The organism is Methylopila henanensis, assembly GCF_042681025.1.
In the GTDB taxonomy this organism is placed as follows: domain Bacteria; phylum Pseudomonadota; class Alphaproteobacteria; order Rhizobiales; family Methylopilaceae; genus Methylopila; species Methylopila henanensis.
Map to the genome: position 1 here is coordinate 126,169 of NZ_JBHUER010000011.1, position 18,264 is coordinate 144,432.

Annotated in this window: 18 protein-coding genes; 11 read left to right on the forward strand and 7 right to left on the reverse strand. The window is 69.8% G+C overall.

The genetic code is table 11. The features are described from left to right. Nucleotides 1–158: 158 nt before the first annotated feature. A complete protein-coding gene (locus ACFSCV_RS17555; protein ID WP_378800875.1) occupies nt 159–1,445 on the reverse strand; it encodes an NAD(P)/FAD-dependent oxidoreductase in 1,287 nt (428 codons plus the stop codon). A gap of 174 nt (nt 1,446–1,619) precedes the next feature. Here ACFSCV_RS17555 and trxA point away from each other — a divergent pair, with 174 nt between their 5' ends. From trxA to ACFSCV_RS17570, 3 genes are read left to right on the forward strand one after another with little or no spacing between them, the layout of a single operon-like run. Then, nucleotides 1,620–2,528, forward strand: a complete 909-nt coding sequence (gene trxA, locus ACFSCV_RS17560) for a thioredoxin (RefSeq protein WP_378800876.1) — start codon at nt 1,620–1,622, stop codon at nt 2,526–2,528. An 11-nt stretch (nt 2,529–2,539) separates the two neighbouring features. Beyond that, nucleotides 2,540–3,211: an LON peptidase substrate-binding domain-containing protein gene (locus ACFSCV_RS17565; RefSeq protein ID WP_378800877.1), complete on the forward strand. Its 672-nt coding sequence runs from the start codon at nt 2,540–2,542 to the stop codon at nt 3,209–3,211. Further along, a complete protein-coding gene (locus ACFSCV_RS17570; RefSeq protein ID WP_378800878.1) occupies nt 3,208–3,414 on the forward strand; it encodes a Trm112 family protein in 207 nt (68 codons plus the stop codon). The genes ACFSCV_RS17565 and ACFSCV_RS17570 overlap by 4 nt, the downstream gene beginning before the upstream one ends. A 39-nt stretch (nt 3,415–3,453) precedes the next feature. On the opposite strand, the gene ACFSCV_RS17575 is transcribed toward ACFSCV_RS17570, so the two are convergent. After that, complete coding sequence (locus tag ACFSCV_RS17575; protein ID WP_378800879.1) at nt 3,454–4,629, reverse strand: FAD-dependent monooxygenase; 1,176 nt, start codon at nt 4,627–4,629, stop codon at nt 3,454–3,456. 220 nt (nt 4,630–4,849) lie between these two features. Here ACFSCV_RS17575 and tesB point away from each other — a divergent pair, with 220 nt between their 5' ends. From tesB to ACFSCV_RS17595, 4 genes are all read left to right on the forward strand, one after another. Then, nucleotides 4,850–5,710: an acyl-CoA thioesterase II gene (gene tesB, locus ACFSCV_RS17580; RefSeq protein WP_378800880.1), complete on the forward strand. Its 861-nt coding sequence runs from the start codon at nt 4,850–4,852 to the stop codon at nt 5,708–5,710. A gap of 320 nt (nt 5,711–6,030) precedes the next feature. Further along, complete coding sequence (locus ACFSCV_RS17585) at nt 6,031–6,369, forward strand: P-II family nitrogen regulator (RefSeq protein WP_271202343.1); 339 nt, start codon at nt 6,031–6,033, stop codon at nt 6,367–6,369. Between the two features lie 50 nt (nt 6,370–6,419). After that, nucleotides 6,420–7,772 (forward strand): ammonium transporter, encoded by a 1,353-nt coding sequence (locus ACFSCV_RS17590; protein WP_378800881.1) that lies wholly within the window; start codon nt 6,420–6,422, stop codon nt 7,770–7,772. Between the two features lie 313 nt (nt 7,773–8,085). Next, a complete protein-coding gene (locus ACFSCV_RS17595; protein ID WP_378800927.1) occupies nt 8,086–10,728 on the forward strand; it encodes a DNA translocase FtsK in 2,643 nt (880 codons plus the stop codon). Nucleotides 10,729–10,913: 185 nt separating this feature from the next. Here the strand turns inward: ACFSCV_RS17595 and ACFSCV_RS17600 are convergent, their stop codons facing one another. Continuing rightward, a complete protein-coding gene (locus ACFSCV_RS17600; RefSeq protein ID WP_378800882.1) occupies nt 10,914–11,651 on the reverse strand; it encodes an AAA family ATPase in 738 nt (245 codons plus the stop codon). Between the two features lie 139 nt (nt 11,652–11,790). Between ACFSCV_RS17600 and ACFSCV_RS17605 the strand changes: the two genes are divergently transcribed. Further along, a complete protein-coding gene (locus tag ACFSCV_RS17605) occupies nt 11,791–12,390 on the forward strand; it encodes a hypothetical protein (RefSeq protein WP_378800883.1) in 600 nt (199 codons plus the stop codon). Nucleotides 12,391–12,587: 197 nt separating this feature from the next. Here the strand turns inward: ACFSCV_RS17605 and ACFSCV_RS17610 are convergent, their stop codons facing one another. Together ACFSCV_RS17610 and ACFSCV_RS17615 are read right to left on the reverse strand one after the other, a co-directional pair. Next, a complete protein-coding gene (locus tag ACFSCV_RS17610) occupies nt 12,588–12,815 on the reverse strand; it encodes a helix-turn-helix domain-containing protein (RefSeq protein WP_378800884.1) in 228 nt (75 codons plus the stop codon). A gap of 158 nt (nt 12,816–12,973) precedes the next feature. Beyond that, nucleotides 12,974–13,354 carry a DUF6180 family protein gene (locus tag ACFSCV_RS17615; protein WP_378800885.1) on the reverse strand — a complete coding sequence of 127 codons (381 nt, stop codon included), beginning with the start codon at nt 13,352–13,354 and terminating at the stop codon, nt 12,974–12,976. A gap of 303 nt (nt 13,355–13,657) precedes the next feature. On the opposite strand from ACFSCV_RS17615, the gene ACFSCV_RS17620 reads away from it, so the two are divergent. Together ACFSCV_RS17620 and ACFSCV_RS17625 are read left to right on the forward strand one after the other, a co-directional pair. Further along, the gene (locus ACFSCV_RS17620) at nt 13,658–14,368 is read left to right on the forward strand and encodes an outer-membrane lipoprotein carrier protein LolA (protein WP_378800886.1); all 711 of its coding nucleotides are present in this window, start codon (nt 13,658–13,660) and stop codon (nt 14,366–14,368) included. A gap of 292 nt (nt 14,369–14,660) precedes the next feature. Beyond that, on the forward strand, nt 14,661–15,464 hold the full coding sequence (locus ACFSCV_RS17625; RefSeq protein WP_378800887.1) for an exodeoxyribonuclease III: 804 nt from the start codon (nt 14,661–14,663) through the stop codon (nt 15,462–15,464). A 13-nt stretch (nt 15,465–15,477) separates the two neighbouring features. Here the strand turns inward: ACFSCV_RS17625 and ispG are convergent, their stop codons facing one another. Together ispG and ACFSCV_RS17635 are read right to left on the reverse strand one after the other, a co-directional pair. Continuing rightward, entirely contained in the window at nt 15,478–16,764 is a 1,287-nt protein-coding gene (ispG, locus tag ACFSCV_RS17630) for a flavodoxin-dependent (E)-4-hydroxy-3-methylbut-2-enyl-diphosphate synthase (RefSeq protein ID WP_378800888.1), read from the reverse strand. 12 nt (nt 16,765–16,776) lie between these two features. Next, the gene (locus ACFSCV_RS17635) at nt 16,777–17,331 is read right to left on the reverse strand and encodes a Fur family transcriptional regulator (protein ID WP_378800890.1); all 555 of its coding nucleotides are present in this window, start codon (nt 17,329–17,331) and stop codon (nt 16,777–16,779) included. Nucleotides 17,332–17,455: 124 nt separating this feature from the next. Here ACFSCV_RS17635 and ACFSCV_RS17640 point away from each other — a divergent pair, with 124 nt between their 5' ends. Then, on the forward strand, nt 17,456–18,238 hold the full coding sequence (locus tag ACFSCV_RS17640) for a 3-hydroxybutyrate dehydrogenase (protein ID WP_378800891.1): 783 nt from the start codon (nt 17,456–17,458) through the stop codon (nt 18,236–18,238). Nucleotides 18,239–18,264 lie beyond the last annotated feature (26 nt).

The window sequence follows — 18,264 nt, forward strand, 5'->3', positions numbered from 1 at the left end:
GCTCAGCTCAGATAGCCCAGAAACCATAGGATCAGAACGATCGGCAGCGGAATTCCGATCAGCCAGAGCAATCCGCCTTTGAGCATGGTTTCCTCCTGCATTCGCGCAGCGGAGTAACCCGCGACGCGAACGCGAGGTTCCATCCGGCGAAGCTTCGCTCAGATCTGGTCCTTCTGGTCGGTGATCAGGCGGGCGCCGCGCTGGAAGGTCGCGAAGTCCCACGCCCACTTGAAGGCGACGGCGATGCGGTGCCGCACCCCGATGAGGAAGTAGATGTGCGCGACGCACCACAGAAGCCAGGCCGTGAAGCCGCGCATGTTCATGAACGGCAGCTGCACCACGGCGGCCTTGCGCCCAATCGTGGCGAAGTCGCCCTGATGCTTGTAGGCGAACGGCGGCGGGGGCACGGCCTCCCGCGCCCGGCAGGCGATGACGTCCGCGACGTAGGCGCCCATCTGCTTGGCGGCGGGCGCGACGCCGGGAACGGGCTGGCCGTCGGGACGCTTCACCGAGGCGGTGTCGCCGATGACGAAGATTTCGGGATGGCCGGGCACGGAGAGGTCCGGGCCCACGACGACGCGGCCGGCGCGGTCGCGCTCCGCGCCGATCCACTCGCCCGCCGGCGAAGCGACGACGCCGGCCGCCCAGACGATCGTCGCGGCGTCGAGGCGTCCGCCTTCGAGGTCGACGCCGGCGGCGTCGCAGTGGGTGACGCGTGTGTTCACGCGCACGTCGACGCCCATCTTCTCGAGCGCGGCCTTGGTGTAGTTCGACAGATCCTCCGGGAAGGCCGGCAGCACGCGCGGCCCGGCCTCGATCAGGATGACCTTGGCGGTGCGCGGATCGATCAGCCGGAAATCGGCCGGCATCACCTTCTTCGCCACCTCGACGATCGCGCCCGCCAGCTCCACCCCGGTCGGTCCCGCGCCGACGATCGCGAAGGTCAGCAGCCGCTCGCGCTCGGCCGGGTCGGCGGCGAGCTCGGCGCGCTCGAAGGCCATCAGCAGCCGCCGGCGGATGACGGTCGCGTCCTCGATCCGCTTCATGCCCGGCGCGACGGGGGCCCAGTCGTCGCGGCCGAAATAGGAATGGGTCGCGCCGGTCGCGAGGACGAGTTCGTCGTAGGGCAGCGTGACGGTGTCCGCGACGACCTTCCGGTTCGCGACGTCGACGCTCGTGACGGCGCCGAGCAGAACGCGGGCGTTGGCCTGGTCCTTCAGCACATGGCGGATCGGCCACGCGATGTCGGCCGGCGACAGCTCGGCGGTCGCGACCTGGTACAGCAGCGGCTGGAAGCAGTGGTAGTTGTGCCGGTCGAGCACGGTCACGTCCACGTCCGCCTTGGCGAGCCCGCGGGCGACCGTCAGGCCGCCGAAGCCGGCGCCGACGATCACCACCTTCCGGCGGCGCTTCGGGTTTTCGGGAACGGGAGGCGTGTCGGTCATGAGGAGCGCATCCTTTTCGACTGTCCTGGCCGCTTGTCTAGCACGCTTCCAGTTCGCGCCGGCCGTTCCGGCGCCGCGACCATGTGACGTCTCCGGGGCCGGCCGCGATTTGCAATCGCGCGCGCCTTCCCCCATCTGTGACGCCGACAGCGCCGCCGCATCGAGGACCATCGCATGACGTTCGCAGCCGGGGCCACGCCCGCCGCCGCCACTGACGGCCTGATCGTCGCCACCACCACGCAGAGCTTCATGAACGACGTGGTGCAGGCCTCGAACGCCGTGCCGGTGCTCGTGGACTTCTGGGCGCCGTGGTGTGGGCCGTGCCGGCAGTTGACCCCCGTGCTGGAAAAGGTGGTTAAGGCCGCGCAAGGCAAGGTTAAGCTTGCGACAATGAACATCGACGAGCACCCGGCGATCGCGGGCCAGCTCGGCATCCAGTCGATCCCGGCCGTCATCGCCTTCACCCGCGGCCAGCCGGTCGACGGCTTCATGGGCGCGCTTCCGGAAGCCCAGGTGAAGGCCTTCGTCGAGCGTCTCGTGGGCGGCGAGGTCGGCGACGAGGCGGCGGACGTGCTCGCCGAGGCGGAAGCCGCGCTCGAGGCCGGCGACGTGGCTTTCGCCGCCGAAGCCTTCGCCGCCATCCTCGCCGAGGAGCCGGACAACCTCGCGGCGCTCGCGGGCCTCGCCAAGGTTCGGCTCGCCATGGGCGATCTCGACGGCGCCAAGGGTATGCTCGCCTCGGTTCCGCCCGCCAAGGCCTCGGATCCCGCGATCGCCGGCGTGCAGGCCCAGATCGATCTCGCCGAGAAGGCCGCCGCCGTCGGCGACCTCGCCCCGCTTGAGGCCAGGATCGCGGCCGATCCGCTCGACCATCAGGCCCGCTTCGACCTCGCAGTCGGCCTCGCCGCCGCCGGCTACCGCAAGGAGGCCGTCGCCCACCTGCTGGAGATCGTCCGCAAGGACCGCGCCTGGAACGACGACGGCGCCCGCAAGGAGCTCGTCGGGCTGTTCGAGGCCTGGGGGCCGAAGGACGAGCACACGATCGCGGGCCGAAAGCGCCTGTCGTCGCTGCTGTTCTCGTGACAGGGTAGGCCATGGCCTCCAACGTCATCTATCACAAGATCGACGAGCTCCCGGGAGTGATCCCGGTGTTCCCCCTGCGCGCCGCGCTGCTGCTGCCGCGGGGCGAGATGCCGCTCAACGTCTTCGAACCCCGCTACCTCGCCATGATCGAGGACGCCCTCCGTGGCGGCCGCATCATCGGGCTGATCCAGCCCGATCCCGAGGAGGCCGAGGACGCCGAACGGCCGATGCTGGTGCAGGTCGGCTGCGCCGGGCGGCTGACCGCCTTCGCCGAGACCGGCGACGGCCGCTACCTCGTGACCCTGACCGGGGTCGCGCGCTTCCGCGTCGCCGAGGAGCTCAAGGTCGCCACGCCCTACCGTCAGGTGCGCGCGGCGTTCGAGGAGTTCGCGATCGACCTCGCGCCGGGCGAAGGCCAGGAGGACGTCGACCGCGAGGCGCTGCTCAAGACGCTCAAGGACTATCTCGCCGCCAACAGTCTCGAGGCGGACTGGGACGGCATCCGCCGCGCCCCCAACGAGGCGCTGGTCAACGCGCTCGCGATGATGAGCCCGTTCGGGCCGCGCGAGAAGCAGGCGCTGCTTGAAGCTTCGGATCTCAAGGCCCGCGCTGAGATCCTGGTCGCCGTGACCGAGATGGAGCTGGCCCGTGCGCGCGGCGACGCGAGCTCGTCCCTGCAATGACCGACGCGACCAAAGACGCCCGCCGCCCGAGCGGCGTCGACCCGAAGCTGCTTGAGATCCTGGTCTGCCCGCTGACCAAGGCGACGCTGACCTACGACGCCGAGCGGCAGGAGCTGATCTCGAAGCCGGCCCAGCTCGCCTATCCCATCCGCGACGGCATCCCGATCATGCTGCCGGACGAGGCGCGTCCGCTCGAAAGCTGACGCCTGGCGCATTGGACGGCGCCGTCGTCGAACGGGGCGTCAGAGCCCGGAGGCCGCCTGCACGATCCGGCGCTTGAGGCCGGGGGTGCGGTCCACCAGCCCCATGCCGACGTCGCGGGCCGTCCGGGTCGCCTCGTGTCCGAACAGGCGGTAGAGCGCGTCCGTCGTGGCGGCGAAGCCCGCGACCTCGAACCGGCGCGCGCTCTCGTGACGCGAAAGCGTCGCCGGCGAGCCGAGGTCTTCGCCCGCCCGCGCCGCTTTCGTGAGGATCGTCGTCAGGGCCATGACGTCGCGCAGGCCGATGTTCAGTCCCAGACCGGCGAGCGGGTGCACCACATGGGCGGCGTCGCCGACCAGCGCGACGCGGTCGCCGACGAAGCTGCGCGCGAGCAGGAAGCGCAGGCGGAAGGCGCCGCGGGGACCGGCGAGCCGGATCGCGCCGTAGTCCGGTCCCGCCCGGCGTTCGACCTCGCGCAGGAAGCTCGCGTCGTCCGCCGCCGCCACGGCGCGCGCCGCGTCCCGGCGCTCGCTCCACACCAGCGACGAGCGGTTTCCGCCGAGCGGCAGCATGGCGAAGGGCCCGCCGGGCAGGAAATGCTGGACTGCGACGCCGCCGTGCGGCGCGTCGTGCTCCAGCGTCGCGACGAGCGCGACGTGGTCGTAGGGGAAGGCGTGGGCGGCGATGCGCGCCTGCGCCCTGACGGCCGAGGCCGCGCCGTCGGCCCCGATCAGGACGGCGGCCCGCATGGGCTCATGGCCGTCGAACGCGAGCGTCACGCCGCCCGCCGACGCCGCGTGCGCGCGCAGGGCCAGCGGCGCCAGCGCGATCCCGGCGGCCTCCGCCCGGGACCGCAGCGCGGCGCGCAGCTCGGCGTCGAACGCCATATGCGCGAAGGGCTCGTCGTCGGCGCGCTCCCCGAGTTCGAGGAAGGTCGGCCGTATGGCGTCGTGGAGACGGCTGTCGGTGATGCGGAGGCCCGCGACAGGCGCGGCGGAGGCGGGCCAGACGCCGAGCCGCTCGAACAGACGCCGGCCGTCGGCCGCGATCATCGAGGCGCGGCCGTCGTCTCGGACCGGGCGGTCGAGCGCGGGATCGACGACGACGACCCGCAGGCCCGGCCCCAGTTCGTCGACGAGGGCGAGCGCCAGCGCGAGGCCGGCGACGCCGGCGCCGGCGATCGCGACATCGAACGGCGGGGAGGGGCGGTTGGTCATGGCCTATCTCTAGCGCTTCGTTCGGCGAAGCTGAACCGCCTTGGCGGGGGATGTCGCTCGTCCCACCCGCCGCGCCAGCGGTCTGCAGGCGAGGGCTTCGGCAAGGGAGAAGGCGTGGCGTTGCACACCCTTATCCCGCGCCGTCGCGCGGCGGACCGATCTGCCGGGTTGACGCGCGGGGCGGGGCGGCGATGCTCGGCCGGACGCGAAGGGAGCCCGCATGTCCGCCGTCGACGAACTGCTCACGATCCTCGATCTCGAAACGCTGGAGCGCAACCTGTTCCGCGGCCGGAGCCCGCAGACGAACTGGCAGCGCGTGTTCGGCGGGCAGGTGGTCGGGCAGGCGCTGGTCGCCGCGACCCGCACCGTGGACGGCCGGCCGCCGCATTCGCTGCACGGCTACTTCATGCGGCCGGGCGATCCGAAGGCGCCGATCATTTACGAGGTCGATCCGATCCGCGACGGCCGCAGCTTCGTGACGCGCCGGGTCAACGCCATCCAGCACGGCAAGGCGATCTTCTCCATGGCCGCCTCGTACCACCTCGACGAGGAGGGCTACGAGCATCAGATGGACATGCCCGACGTGCCCCGGCCGGACCAGCTGCCGAGCGAGCAGACGCTGAAGGAGCGGCTGATGCCGACGATGCCGGAGGCGATCCGGCTCTATTTCGAACGTGAGCGGCCGATCGAGCTCCGGCATGTGGACCCGATGCGCTTTCTCGACGGCAAGCCGCGGCCGCCGTTCCAGAGCGTGTGGATCCGGACCACCGCGCCGCTGCCGGACGCCCCCGCGATCCACCAGTGCGTGCTGGCCTACGCCTCCGACATGACGCTGCTCGACACCGCGCTCGTCGCCCATGGCGGCACGGTGTTTTCCGGCGAGATCCAGGCGGCGAGCCTCGACCACGCGCTGTGGTTCCACCGGCCGTTCCGGGCGGACCAGTGGCTTCTCTACACCCAGGACAGCCCCTTCGCCGGCGGCGCGCGCGGGTTCACCCGCGGCCGCATCTACACGGAGGCCGGGGAGCTGGTGGCGTCAGTGGCTCAGGAAGGGCTTATCCGCCGGCGCAGGCCAGATTGAACGCTTATTATGCTTATTTCCTATGCGCGGCCATGTGACGGCCTAAATTGACTGCTCTGAAAATAGACAATCAGTTCAAAAAATAATCATTGCTGCCGCAGGTCGCACGGCGGGCGAGTGGCGCGCGCCTGCTTCGCGTTCTGAATCAAGCCGTTCCGGGCTGCGCCGCGAGTTGGCACGACCCTTGAATTCAACGCGCCGGCGAGGCCCGGCGGCGGCGTATCCGTTCTTTCCGCGTCTCGAACCACGCAACTGTCGATCGACCCCTTGGGCCCTTCTCGAAGGCGCAGGAGGTCGGTGGGCCAACGGGGAAGCGACGCATGAAACTCGTGATGGCCATCATCAAGCCGTTCAAGCTGGACGAGGTGCGCGACGCCCTCACCGGCATCGGCGTTCACGGCCTGACCGTCACCGAAGTGAAGGGTTACGGACGCCAGAAGGGACACACCGAAATCTATCGCGGCGCGGAGTACGCCGTGAGCTTTCTGCCGAAGCTGAAAATCGAGGTCGCGGTCGCCGCGGGCTCGGTCGACAAGGTCGTGGAGGCGATCGCCGCCGCCGCGAAGACCGGCCAGATCGGCGACGGAAAGATCTTCGTCTACTCGATCGACCAGGCGGTGCGCATCCGCACCGGCGAGACCGACGGCGACGCGCTCTGAGCCGCGGTCGACGCCTTAATCCTTTCACGATGTCTTCGGGAGTTTGCTCGATGAAACTCGGTTCCGTGCTCCGCTGGGGAGCGCCGGCGCTGACCGCCGGATTGATGATGGCCGTCGCGGCCTATGCGCAGGACGCCGCGGCGCCTGCCGCCGAGGCCGCCGCGCCGGCGCCCACGGTCGACAAGGGCGACGTCGCCTGGATGATGGTCTCGTCCGTGCTCGTCCTGTTCATGACGATCCCCGGCCTCGCGCTGTTCTACGGCGGCCTCGTCCGCGCCAAGAACATGCTGTCGGTGCTGATGCAGGTCTCCGCCATCGCCTGCCTGATGATGGTGGTGTGGATCGTCTACGGCTACAGCCTCGCGTTCAGCGGCGGCAACGCCTTCATCGGCGACTTCGGCAAGGTCTTCCTCGCCGGCGTGACGTCCGAGTCGCTCGCGGACACGTTCTCCGACGGCGTGAAGATCCCCGAGTACATCTTCATCGCCTTCCAGATGACCTTCGCGGCCATCACCCCGGCCCTGATCGTCGGCGCCTTCGCCGAGCGCATCAAGTTCTCGGCGGTGCTGCTGTTCTCGGTGCTCTGGGTCACCTTCTGCTACTATCCGATCGCGCACATGGTGTGGGCGTCGAACGGCATGATCTTCGGCTGGGGCGCGCTCGACTTCGCCGGCGGCACGGTCGTGCACATCAACTCGGGCGTCGCCGCGCTCGTCGGCGCGCTCGTCATCGGCAAGCGCACCGGCTACGGCAAGGAGATCATCGCTCCGCACTCGCTGCCGCTGACGCTGATCGGCGCCGGCATGCTGTGGGTCGGCTGGTTCGGCTTCAACGCCGGCTCCAACCTCGAGTCGAACGCGGGCACCACGCTCGCCGTGCTGAACACCTTCGTCGCCACCGCCGGCGCGGGCCTCGCCTGGATGTTCGTCGAGTGGGCGGCCAAGGGTAAGCCCAGCATGCTGGGTCTCGCCTCGGGCATCGTCGCCGGCCTCGTCGCCATCACCCCAGCGGCCGGCGTCTCCGGCCCGATGGGCGCGCTGGTGCTCGGCGCCGTCGCCGCGATCGTGTGCTTCATCTTCTGCACGAGCGTGAAGAACGCCCTCGGCTATGACGACAGCCTGGACGTGTTCGGCATCCACGGCGTGGGCGGCATCGTCGGCGCGATCGGCACCGGCATCGTGGTGGCCCCGGCCCTCGGCGGCGTCGGCGTCGACGACTACACGATGGCCGGCCAGGTGGTCACGCAGATCAAGGCGGTCGCCGTGACGATCGTCTGGACCGGCGTCGGCAGCTTCATCCTCTACAAGATCGTCGACGTGCTCATCGGTCTGCGCGTCACGGTCGACGAGGAGCGCGAGGGTCTCGACCTGATCTCGCACGGCGAGCGCGCCTACCACAGCTGAGCGGACCTCCCGCTTTAACGACTGGCAAGGCCCCGGTTCGCCGGGGCCTTCGCTTTTTCCGGGAGCGCGCAAGGGCTTGGCCTGCGTTCCCGCGGGGCCGCCGGCCCCCGCCGCGCGCCTTTTCTGCGTTGCGGGTAAGGCCCCCTTAACCCTCCGCTCTTAACCTTTGGGGAAACGATCGACGCCTTGTCGGTCGAGCGTTCATGAGGGTTGCGTCGTTCATGCCGGTGCGAAGCGGGAACGGTGACGCGGCGGTCCGGGCCGCCCGCGCGATCGCGTCGCTCGTCGTCGGCGGCCGGAGGCCGCGGTGACGATGCGGACGCTGAGGACGACCCGTCCGCGCGGCTTCCAGCCGGTCGCAATGCTGCCCGAGAGCCTGCGCGAGACGCTGCTGCGGCGGGCGACCGAACTCGGCGGCCTCCTGCTGGTCGCCCTCGGCGCTCTGGCGGCGGTCGCGCTCGCCACCTGGTCGGCGCTCGATCCCAGCCTCAGCCACGCCACCGACGCCCCGGTTCACAACGCCCTCGGACCGGCCGGCGCCGTCGTCGCCGACCTGCTGACGCAATTGTTCGGCCTCGCCGCCGCGGCCTTCGTGCTGCCGGTCGCGATCTGGGGCTGGCGGCTTCTCACCCACCGCGCCATCGCCCGCGAGCGGCTGAAGCTCGCGGCCTGGCCGGTCGCGGCCATGCTGCTCGCCGGCTTCTGCGGCCTGATGCCGACCACCGCGGGCTGGCCGCTGCCGGCCGGCCTCGGCGGCGTGCTCGGCGACCTGTTCGCGCTCGCCGCGGATTCCCTGGGCGTGACCGCCGGCGTCGGCCGCTGGGCCGCGGCCGGGGTGCTGGCGCTTGCGGGCGCCGGGACCTTCGCGGTCGCGATCGGCCTGCTCGCGCCGCGCGAAGACGACGACCTGCCGGCGCCGGACGCCGCCCGCCGCGTCGCCAAGCAGGGCGCGTTCGAACGCGCCGAGCCGGTGATGTCGCGCGATCCGCGCCGCCAGGCCCCGCCCGTGACGGCCGAACGCGACGACGCAGGTGACGACGACGAGGAGGACGACGATCGCCGTCTTATCTCGCTCGGCCTGCTGACGCATTGGGCGCTCTCGGCCAAGGCCGCGGTCGGCCGGACCTTCGCGCGCCGCTCGTCGGACGACGCCGACGACGAGCGCGCGCTGTCGCGCATCCTCGCCCGCGCGGCGGAGGACGACGGCGACGGCCCGATCCCGGCGCGCCGCGAGCCCGCTTTCGCGGGCGCGGGGACCGGAGAACGTCCGCGCCGCGAGCCTGCGCTCGGCCCCGGCGTGCTCGGCGGCGCGCCGCAGCAGCTTGTCGCGGAACGGCCGGCCGGCCGCGTCGCTCCGGCGCCGACGGCCCCCAGGCCCGGCCGCCGTCTCGCCCGCGAGGCGCAGCCCTCGCTGCTCGACCGCGACGGCTACGAGCTGCCGCCGCTCACGCTGCTCGCGGAGCCGAAGAAGGGCGTCGCGCCGCAGGTCAGCCCGGAGGCGCTGGAGCAGAACGCGCGCATGCTGGAGGAGGTGCTTCAGGACTACGGCGTCCGCGGCCAGATCATCAATGTGAAGCCCGGCCCGGTGGTCACGCTCTACGAGCTCGAGCCGGCGCCAGGCATCAAGTCGAGCCGCGTCATCGGCCTCGCCGACGACATCGCCCGCTCCATGAGCGCGGTCGCGGCCCGCGTCGCCGTCATCCCCGGCCGCAACGCCATCGGCATCGAGCTGCCGAACGCGCGCCGCGAGACCGTGTACCTGCGCGAGCTGCTGGCCTCGGCCGACTTCGAGAAGGCCAAGATGCGGCTGCCGCTCTGCCTCGGAAAGACCATCGGCGGCGAGCCGGTGATCGCCGAGCTCGCGCGCATGCCGCACCTGCTCATCGCCGGCACCACCGGTTCGGGCAAGTCGGTCGCCATCAACACCATGATCCTGTCGCTGCTCTACCGGCTGAAGCCGGAGGAGTGCCGCCTGATCATGATCGACCCCAAGATGCTGGAGCTGTCGATCTATGACGGCATCCCCCATCTGCTGACGCCCGTCGTCACCGACCCGAAGAAGGCGGTGGTCGCGCTGAAATGGGCGGTCCGGGAGATGGAGGACCGCTACCGCAAGATGTCCAAGCTCGGCGTCCGCAACATCGACGGCTTCAATGCCCGCGCCGAGCAGGCCCTCGCCAAGGGCGAGGCCATCACCCGCACGGTCCAGACCGGCTTCGACAAGGAGACCGGCGAGGCGATCTACGAGCAGGAGGTGATGGAGATCGGGAAGCTGCCCTACATCGTCGTCATCGTCGACGAGATGGCCGATCTGATGATGGTCGCGGGGAAAGAGATCGAGGGCGCGATCCAGCGCCTGGCGCAGATGGCGCGCGCCGCCGGCATCCACATCGTCATGGCGACGCAGCGCCCCTCGGTCGACGTGATCACCGGCACGATCAAGGCGAACTTCCCGACCCGGATCTCCTTCCAGGTCACCAGCAAGATCGACAGCCGCACGATCCTCGGCGAGATGGGCGCGGAGCAGCTTCTGGGCCAGGGCGACATGCTGCACATGGCCGGCGGCGGCCGCATCAGCCGCGTCCACGGCCCGTTCTGCTCGGACGGGGAGGTCGAGGACATCGTCGCGCATCTGAAGGCGCAGGGGCAGCCGGACTATCTCGACGCGGTGCTGGCCGAGGACGACGAGGACTCTTCGGGCGAGGACGGCGCGGTGTTCGACAAGGGCGCGTTCGGCGACGAGAGCGCGGACGTCTACGATCAGGCGGTCGCCGTGGTGCTGCGCGACAAGAAGTGCTCGACCTCCTACATCCAGCGCCGGCTGCAGATCGGCTACAACCGCGCCGCCTCGCTGGTGGAGCGGATGGAGAAGGAGGGCGTGGTCGGCCCCGCCAACCACGCCGGCAAGCGCGAGATCCTGCTGGAAGGCGCCGACCGCGACGACGACGCCGCCTGAACGGCGGCCTGCGCCGCCCGCCGGCGCGTCCACAGAGCCTTCGCCATCATCCCTACGCCTGCCGCGTCGTGGTCCGGCTTGACCGGAGCACCCATGCCCGGCGTCGAGCTTGGCCTCGCCGATGGGGCCTCCGGTCGAGCCGGAGGACGAGGGCGGAGGTTGGCGCGGCCGCATCCTTAGCTGCCCTACTCGTCCTCCGTCAGCCTCGAAATCACCGAGCCCGGATCGCCCAGAAACCGCTTGTAGAGCCTCACATGGTTGAGCTCGTGGTAGGCGCGCCGCACGGGTCCGTCCGGACCGAGCTCGTAGATCAGGGCGCCGGGGATCGCCATCAGCAGCGGGGAATGGGTGGCGATCACGAAGCGGGCGCCGTCGCGGACCAGCGCGATGATCCGCGTGATCACCTCGAGCTGGGTTTCCGGGGCGAGCGCGGCCTCCGGCTCGTCCATCAGATAGATTCCGCCGGCGCGGAAGCGGTGGTGAAGCAGGCGCATCACCGACTGGCCATGGGACATCTCGTGAAGGTCGTCGCCGCCGTAATAGGACTTGATCGGAGCTCCGCCCCGAGGTTCGTCGTCGAGCCGGCGGATTTCGGTCGCGAGCGCGTGGAAGGCGTCGGCGCGATAGAAATAGCGCGGAGCGTTGCGGCGGATGCGGCGGGGGAGCCGCATGGCCTTGTGGAGGTCTGACAGCGTGTTCGTGGCGTTGAACTGGAAGTTCGGCGAGCCGCCCTCCGGATTGCAGCCGATTTGCGCCGCGATCGCCTCCATCAGCGTGGACTTGCCCGAGCCGTTCGCGCCGACGAACATCACGACGGGCGCGTCGAGGTCGATCTCGTCGACGCCGGCGATCGCCGGCAGGTTGAACGGGTAGGCGTCGCGGTCCTCGACGCGGTCCCAGTCGATGCGCAGCGAAAGCAGCATGAACGCCTCCCGGCGCCCAGAATGACGGCGAAGCGGCGCGTCCGAAACCTCGGGATTAGGCAGCAGCTGCCAAAGCGAAGCCGTTCCGCATAAAGAGATGTTTATGTCGCCATATCTCACGCCGCTTTGACCGACATATGTGGGCATCATCACCTGTGATGGGGAAAACCTGGAACATGCCTTCACAGGTCTTCACACAGCGTTTGAATCAATCTATAAGGGTGAGATGGAAACGTCGCCCGTCGCTCTCATCAAAGTCAGAAGGTTCGAGGTCGAGCGAGAGATCGCCGAGCTGACCGAGCGGCTTCAGTCATTGAAGGCCGAGCTGCCCGAGCTTGATGTGGCGGAACGCGTTTTGTCGCGTATTTCCGGTGAGGCAGGGCATTCGGTTGGCCACGGCGACCCAACGCCGCCGGCGCGCTCTGCAACTACGAAGCCAGAGGGAGCGCCTACCGTACCGGAGATGATTTTGACTCTCCTGAAGGAGGCGCGCGCCGAAGGGCGTGTTGGTCTCGAACCAAGAGAGATGGTGCAACGCGTTGCACGGCGCTGGTGGCCGGACGTGAGAACCGAGGCCGTCGGCTCGATCGCTTGGCGCATGTGGAAGCGAGAACAGCTCCGCAAGGACGGGCCGGTCTACATGTTGCCAGATACGAACAAGGGCTCCGACACGGATGCATCGGAGCCCTCTGAAGTTCCGAGTTCTCGATCAGACAACAGGGGTGATGATCTGATCTGACCGAGAACGCTCTAACCCCGCTAGGCGGGAAGGCAGGTGGTACATGAAAAAGCCTGAAGACTGATCTCACGCATTTCCGCCGGTCGTCGCCGAAGAGACGGCCGGCACATTGGGGCCGAGAGCTGGAAGCTCACACACCGGGTTTGCACTGGTAGTGTAGGGGTTCGATCCCCCTTCGGTCCAGCATTTTCTACGTACTATCGACCCGTATAGCTAAGAGACTGAGTCGACTCGCCCTTTTCGGAGAACGCGAAGCCCTTGCCTTCCAGAACCGCGCGAATGGCCGCGAGGTTGTTCGTCACCGGCGTCCGCGTCCCCTTCTCGAAGTCGCGAAGGGTCGACAGGCCGACGCTTGCGGCCTTCGCCAATTCCTCTTGCGACATGCCTATCCACGCGCGAGCGGCGCGGCACTGTTCCGGTGACATGCCCTATGAGTAGCGACCATAAACGGCGAGCCGGTGTGCTCGCGCTGCGGATGCTGCGACAGCTACGACATCGCCCGAAACCTTGAACGCCGCGCCGGTCCGCTCCGCTGCGGAGCGTGCCGGCGTAGCCCCGCACGTCGGGTGGGACGGGACGAGCCTCAGTCCGCGGCGGCCTTCACGGCTTCGAACGCCTGATCGGCGAAGGCGCCCAGGGCGCCCTTGCGCTGCTTGTAGTCGATGCCCTGCACGACGCTGACCGTCGTGTCGCCGACGGCGATGCATTGCGCCACGAACGCGCCCTCGTTCTCGCGCCCGCCGCTGACGGTGACGAGCTGTCCCGGAAAGCTCTGGGCGTCGGCGCGAAGGCCGGCCTGACGGGCCGCCTGGACGACGGCGTCGCCGCACGCTTCGATGTCGAGCTGGGCCGCCGGCGTCCGTTCGACATGGTAGGTCAGATTGAAGTCGGCGTTCTGAGCCTGCGCGGGCAGGGCCGCGCCGAGAAGCGCGATGACGCAGGGCGCGAGGGTCGTTCGCATCATTCAGGGGTTCTCCGGAGATTCAGGTTCGATCGAGGACGCGATGGCTGATGTCGGCCCCGCGTCCGGCGCGGCCGAAACCGGCCGAGTTCTATGGCCGCCGTCGGGCTCTTCAATGGACGTGATACTTATGGGATAGGGCGAGAGGCGCGCGGCCGCGCTCCAAAACCTCAAAACGCCACGAACGCGCCCTACATCGCCGGGCATGTCGGCGCGGCCGGGCGGGAGCCCGGACTCGACGCCTGACCCGATCCTTTGCCGACGCGCGCGGTCCGGAGCGCGTCCCTGACGAGGTGCCCTTCGCCGATGACAGCCCGCCTGTTCGCCGCCCTTCTGGCCGCCGCCTCCTTCGCCGCGCCGGCGCTTGCGCAGCAGCAGGCGGCTCCGGTGGACGCGCTCCCGCCGCCCGGCCTGTCCGATCCGCAGCCGGCCGCCGCCAATCGCGGGGTTCCCGTCGGCCGGCTCGACGCCGCCCAGCGCGCGACGCTCTCCCGCGTCAACGACTACTTCAACGCGATCCAGACGCTGGTGGCGAAGTTCGAGCAGGTCGGGCCGGACGGCCGCCGCACCACCGGCACGGTCTATGTCGACAAGCCCGGCAAGATCCGGTTCCAGTACGACCGGCCGAGCCCGCTCGAGATCATCGCCGACGGCAACTCGGTCGCGGTGCGCAACAGCAAGCTGAACACGCAGGACCTCTATCCCCTCAGCCAGACGCCGCTGCGCTTCCTGCTGCAGGACCGCATCAACCTGCTGACCGACGCCAATGTGCTCGGCGTGTTCCAGGAGCCGGAGCTCGTCTCGGTGATCCTGGAGGAGAAACGCGCCATCGGGGGCAAGGCGCAGCTCCAGCTCATGTTTGGCGGCCCGAACTACCAGCTCCAGAGCTGGACCGTGACCGACGCACAGGGCGGGGAGACGACGGTCGCACTCTCCGACCTCGACACCGGCCGCAAGCCGGACCCGCGGATTTTCCGCATCAACCGCCAGGGCGTGAATCGCGGCGGGCCGAAATGAACCCGGAATGAAAAGATTTCGCGGGTCCGTAATATCACGCATACGTGCCCTTGACGGTAGCCTGTTCCGGGGCCATTTCGGTGCTTGAGCGAGGCTTCTGCGACACAGGTCGCGTTCCCCCCGTCGCGCCTTTCGCGGGGTCTCGTGGCGCCGGCCAACTGCGCCGGTGTAAAGCGCGTCAAGCGCGGGCGTCCGACCTTTCCCCCGGGGTCGGACGCCTTTTTTTGTCGTGCTGACGGCCCGGATCGCCTAAACGGACGGCTCTCTCCTCCGCTGTCCGGCGCTTGTCCCCATGCCCATCCGCATCGCCACCTGGAACATCAACTCCGTGCGTCTGCGCATTGGGCTGGTCGAGAAGCTCGTACGCGAGCATGCGCCGGACGTGCTGTGCCTGCAGGAGACCAAGTGCCCGGACGACAAGTTCCCGCTCTCCGACGTGCGCAAGCTCGGCTATGAGCACGTCGCGATGCACGGGCAGAAGGGCTACCACGGCGTCGCCACCTTCTCGCGGCTGCCGTTTGTGACGACGGCGCGCGAGCGCTGGGCGGACAAGGACGACGCCCGGCATCTCGCCACCACCTTCGCGGCCGGGCCGCTTGAGGGCGTCACGCTGCACAACTTCTATGTGCCGGCCGGCGGCGACGAGCCCGATCCGGTCATCAACCCGAAATTCGCGCACAAGCTGCAGTTCCTGAAGGAGCTGACCGACTGGTCCGCGCGGATCGCCGACACCGGCGGCCGGATTCTCGTCGGCGACCTCAACATCGCGCCGCATCCGGACGACGTCTGGAGCCACAAGCAACTGCTCAAGGTCGTCAGCCACACCCCGATCGAGACCGAGGGCATGGACGCGATGCGCCTCGCCGGCCGCTGGGTGGACGCGGTGCGCGCCCACGTTCCCTATCCCGAGAAGCTCTATTCCTGGTGGAGCTACCGGGCGGCGGACTGGAACGCTGCCGACAAGGGCCGCCGGCTGGACCACATCTGGGCGAGCGCGGACGTCGCCGCCCGCGCCACCTCGGTCGAGACGCTGCGCGACGCCCGCGGTTGGGAGCGCCCGTCCGACCATGTGCCGGTGATCGTCACGATCGCCTGAGAGGCGCGGACGTCTATTCCGCGGCGTCCTGCGCGCCGCCGGCGGATTGGCCGAAGCGGCGGGCGACGTAGTCCTCGACGATCGCCTTGAACTCGGCGACGAGGTTCGGGCCGCGGAGCGTCTTGACTTTCTTGCCGTCGATGAACACCGGCGCGGTCGGAATCTCGCCGGTGCCGGGCAGCGAGATGCCGATGTCGGCGTGCTTGGATTCGCCCGGCCCGTTCACGATGCAGCCCATGACCGCGACGTTCAGCGCCTCCGCGCCGGGATAGCGCGTCTTCCACTCCGGCATGCGCTCGACGATGTAGCCCTGCACGTCCTGGGCGAGCTCCTGAAACACCGTCGAAGTGGTGCGGCCGCAGCCGGGGCAGGCGGCGACCAGCGGCACGAAGGTGCGGAAGCCCATGGTCTGCAGGATCTCCTGCGCGACCTTGACCTCGAGCGTCCGGTCGCCGCCGGGCTCGGGCGTCAGCGAGATCCGGATCGTGTCGCCGACGCCCTGCTGCAGCAGCACGCCGAGCGCAGCCGAGGAGGCCACGATGCCCTTCGAGCCCATGCCCGCCTCGGTCAGGCCGAGATGGAGCGCGTAGGACGAGCGGCGCGCGAGTTCGAGATAGACCGCGATCAGGTCCTGCACCGCGGAAACCTTCGCCGACAGGATGATCCTGTCGCGGCCGAGCCCCAGCTCCTCGGCGCGGGCGGCGGAGAGCAGCACCGAGCGGATCAGCGCCTCGCGGGTCACCTCGCGCGCGTCCTTCGGCTGGGCCGCGGCGGCGTTCTCGTCCATCAGCGCGGTCATCAGCTCGCCGTCGAGCGAGCCCCAGTTGCCGCCGATGCGGACCGGCTTGTCGTGCCGCGCCGCGATTTCGATGATCTGGGCGAAGTGCTTGTCCTTCTTGGCGCCGAAGCCGACGTTGCCGGGGTTGATGCGGTACTTCGCCAGCGCCTCGGCGCAGGCCGGGTGCTCCGAGAGCAACGTGTGGCCGATGTAGTGGAAGTCGCCGACGAGCGGCGTCGTGATCCCGCGCGCGGCGAGCCGATCGCGGATGTGCGGCACGGCGGCGGCCGATTCCGCGCGGTCGACCGTGATGCGCACCAGCTCCGAACCCGCGCGCGTCAGCGCCGCGACCTGGGCGACGGTGCCGTCGATGTCGGCGGTGTCGGTGTTGGTCATCGACTGCACGACGACCGGCGCGCCGCCGCCGACCGCGACCTCGCCGACGCGCACCGCGTGCGACGCCCGCCGTCCGGAGAGCGCGGACGGGCAGGAGACCGGGACGGCGGCGGCGGGGGCGTTCATCTCGGGAGGTCCTCAGGACGCGGCGGTCTTGGCTTCGTTCTGGACGGCGGGCTTCGCGCCGGCCTCGCTCCGGCAGTGCGCGCAGTCGCCGGCGATCTCGATCACGGGCGCGCGGGCGTGGAAGCCGGCGGCCCGCGCCAGCGCGTCGAGAGCGGCGGAGAAGGCGGGCGACGACGCCTCGCCCACGGCGCCGCAGCGCTCGCAGATCAGGAACACGACCGGCTCGGAGCCGCCCGCGCCGTGCTCGTGGTTGCAGGCGACGAAGGCGTTGCGGCTCTCGATGCGGTGAGCGAGCCCGTGCGCCAGCAGGAAGTCGAGCGCGCGGTAGACGGTGATCGGGGCCGGGGCCCGCTCGCCGGCGCGCGTCACCCGCTCGATCACCTCGTAGGCCCCGGCCGGCGCGTGGTCCGCGGCCAGCGCCTCGAGCACGCGGCGGCGCATGTCGGTCAGCCGCGCGCCGCGCGCCGCGCACAGCCGCTCGGCGCGCGCGATCACGTCCTGCGCGCAGGCGCGATGGTCGTGGCCCGGCGCGGCGAAAGGCTCGGCGTGGGAATGCGAATGGGTCATCGGCGCGCTCCTCTTAGCACGATTGGCCGACGTTCGCGCGACGTATGACGGACCGTTGCGGAGCCGCCGGGCCTGCGCCAATTGTGGTCGCGGCGCCGCGGCGGCGTCGCAGGGAGGCAGAAGCATGCTCGAGGGCAAGACTGCGGTCGTCACCGGCTCCACCAGCGGAATCGGGCTTGCGATCGCGCGCGCGTTCGCGTCCTCCGGAGCCAAGGTCGTGATCAACGGCCTCGGCGACAAGGACGCGATCGAGGCGACGCGGGCGAGCGTCGCCGACGAGTTCGGCGTCGAGGTCGTCTACGATCCCGCTGACATGCTGAAGGCCGCCGAGATCGCCAGCATGATCCGCGGCGCGGAGGAGCGCTTCGGCGCGGTCGACATCCTCGTCAACAACGCCGGCATCCAGTATGTGGCGCCGGTCGACGAGTTCCCGGACGACAAGTGGGATCAGATCATCGCGATCAACCTGTCGTCGGCCTTCCACGCCACCAAGGCGGCGCTGCCCGGCATGAAGCGCAAGGGCTGGGGGCGGGTCATCAACACCGCCTCGGCGCACGCGCTGGTGGCTTCGCCCTACAAGTCGGCCTATGTCGCCGCGAAGCACGGGATCGCCGGCTTCACCAAGTCGGCCGCGCTCGAGGTCGCGCAGGCGAAGATCACCGTCAACGCGATCTGTCCGGGCTATGTCTGGACGCCGCTGGTCGAGGCGCAGATACCCGACACCATGAAGGCGCGGGGCATGACGGAGGAAGAGGTCAAGCGCGACGTGCTGCTCGCGGCCCAGCCGACCAAGGAGTTCGTGACGGTCGACCAGGTCGCCGCCTTCGCGCTGTTCCTGTGCTCGGACGCCGCCGCGAACATCACCGGCGCGGTGCTGTCCATGGACGGCGGCTGGACCGCGGCGTGACGCCCGGGAGCGGTTTTCCCGCCGGC

Bases quoted from the DNA above. Each gene is read 5' to 3' on its own strand.
- ACFSCV_RS17555 (WP_378800875.1), bottom strand. From the start codon at position 1,445: ATGACCGACACGCCTCCCGTTCCCGAAAACCCGAAGCGCCGCCGGAAG.
- trxA (WP_378800876.1), top strand. From the start codon at position 1,620: ATGACGTTCGCAGCCGGGGCCACGCCCGCCGCCGCCACTGACGGCCTG.
- ACFSCV_RS17565 (WP_378800877.1), top strand. From the start codon at position 2,540: ATGGCCTCCAACGTCATCTATCACAAGATCGACGAGCTCCCGGGAGTG.
- ACFSCV_RS17570 (WP_378800878.1), top strand. From the start codon at position 3,208: ATGACCGACGCGACCAAAGACGCCCGCCGCCCGAGCGGCGTCGACCCG.
- ACFSCV_RS17575 (WP_378800879.1), bottom strand. From the start codon at position 4,629: ATGACCAACCGCCCCTCCCCGCCGTTCGATGTCGCGATCGCCGGCGCC.
- tesB (WP_378800880.1), top strand. From the start codon at position 4,850: ATGTCCGCCGTCGACGAACTGCTCACGATCCTCGATCTCGAAACGCTG.
- ACFSCV_RS17585 (WP_271202343.1), top strand. From the start codon at position 6,031: ATGAAACTCGTGATGGCCATCATCAAGCCGTTCAAGCTGGACGAGGTG.
- ACFSCV_RS17590 (WP_378800881.1), top strand. From the start codon at position 6,420: ATGAAACTCGGTTCCGTGCTCCGCTGGGGAGCGCCGGCGCTGACCGCC.
- ACFSCV_RS17595 (WP_378800927.1), top strand. From the start codon at position 8,086: ATGCGGACGCTGAGGACGACCCGTCCGCGCGGCTTCCAGCCGGTCGCA.
- ACFSCV_RS17600 (WP_378800882.1), bottom strand. From the start codon at position 11,651: ATGCTGCTTTCGCTGCGCATCGACTGGGACCGCGTCGAGGACCGCGAC.
- ACFSCV_RS17610 (WP_378800884.1), bottom strand. From the start codon at position 12,815: ATGTCACCGGAACAGTGCCGCGCCGCTCGCGCGTGGATAGGCATGTCG.
- ACFSCV_RS17615 (WP_378800885.1), bottom strand. From the start codon at position 13,354: ATGATGCGAACGACCCTCGCGCCCTGCGTCATCGCGCTTCTCGGCGCG.
- ACFSCV_RS17620 (WP_378800886.1), top strand. From the start codon at position 13,658: ATGACAGCCCGCCTGTTCGCCGCCCTTCTGGCCGCCGCCTCCTTCGCC.
- ACFSCV_RS17625 (WP_378800887.1), top strand. From the start codon at position 14,661: ATGCCCATCCGCATCGCCACCTGGAACATCAACTCCGTGCGTCTGCGC.
- ispG (WP_378800888.1), bottom strand. From the start codon at position 16,764: ATGAACGCCCCCGCCGCCGCCGTCCCGGTCTCCTGCCCGTCCGCGCTC.
- ACFSCV_RS17635 (WP_378800890.1), bottom strand. From the start codon at position 17,331: ATGACCCATTCGCATTCCCACGCCGAGCCTTTCGCCGCGCCGGGCCAC.
- ACFSCV_RS17640 (WP_378800891.1), top strand. From the start codon at position 17,456: ATGCTCGAGGGCAAGACTGCGGTCGTCACCGGCTCCACCAGCGGAATC.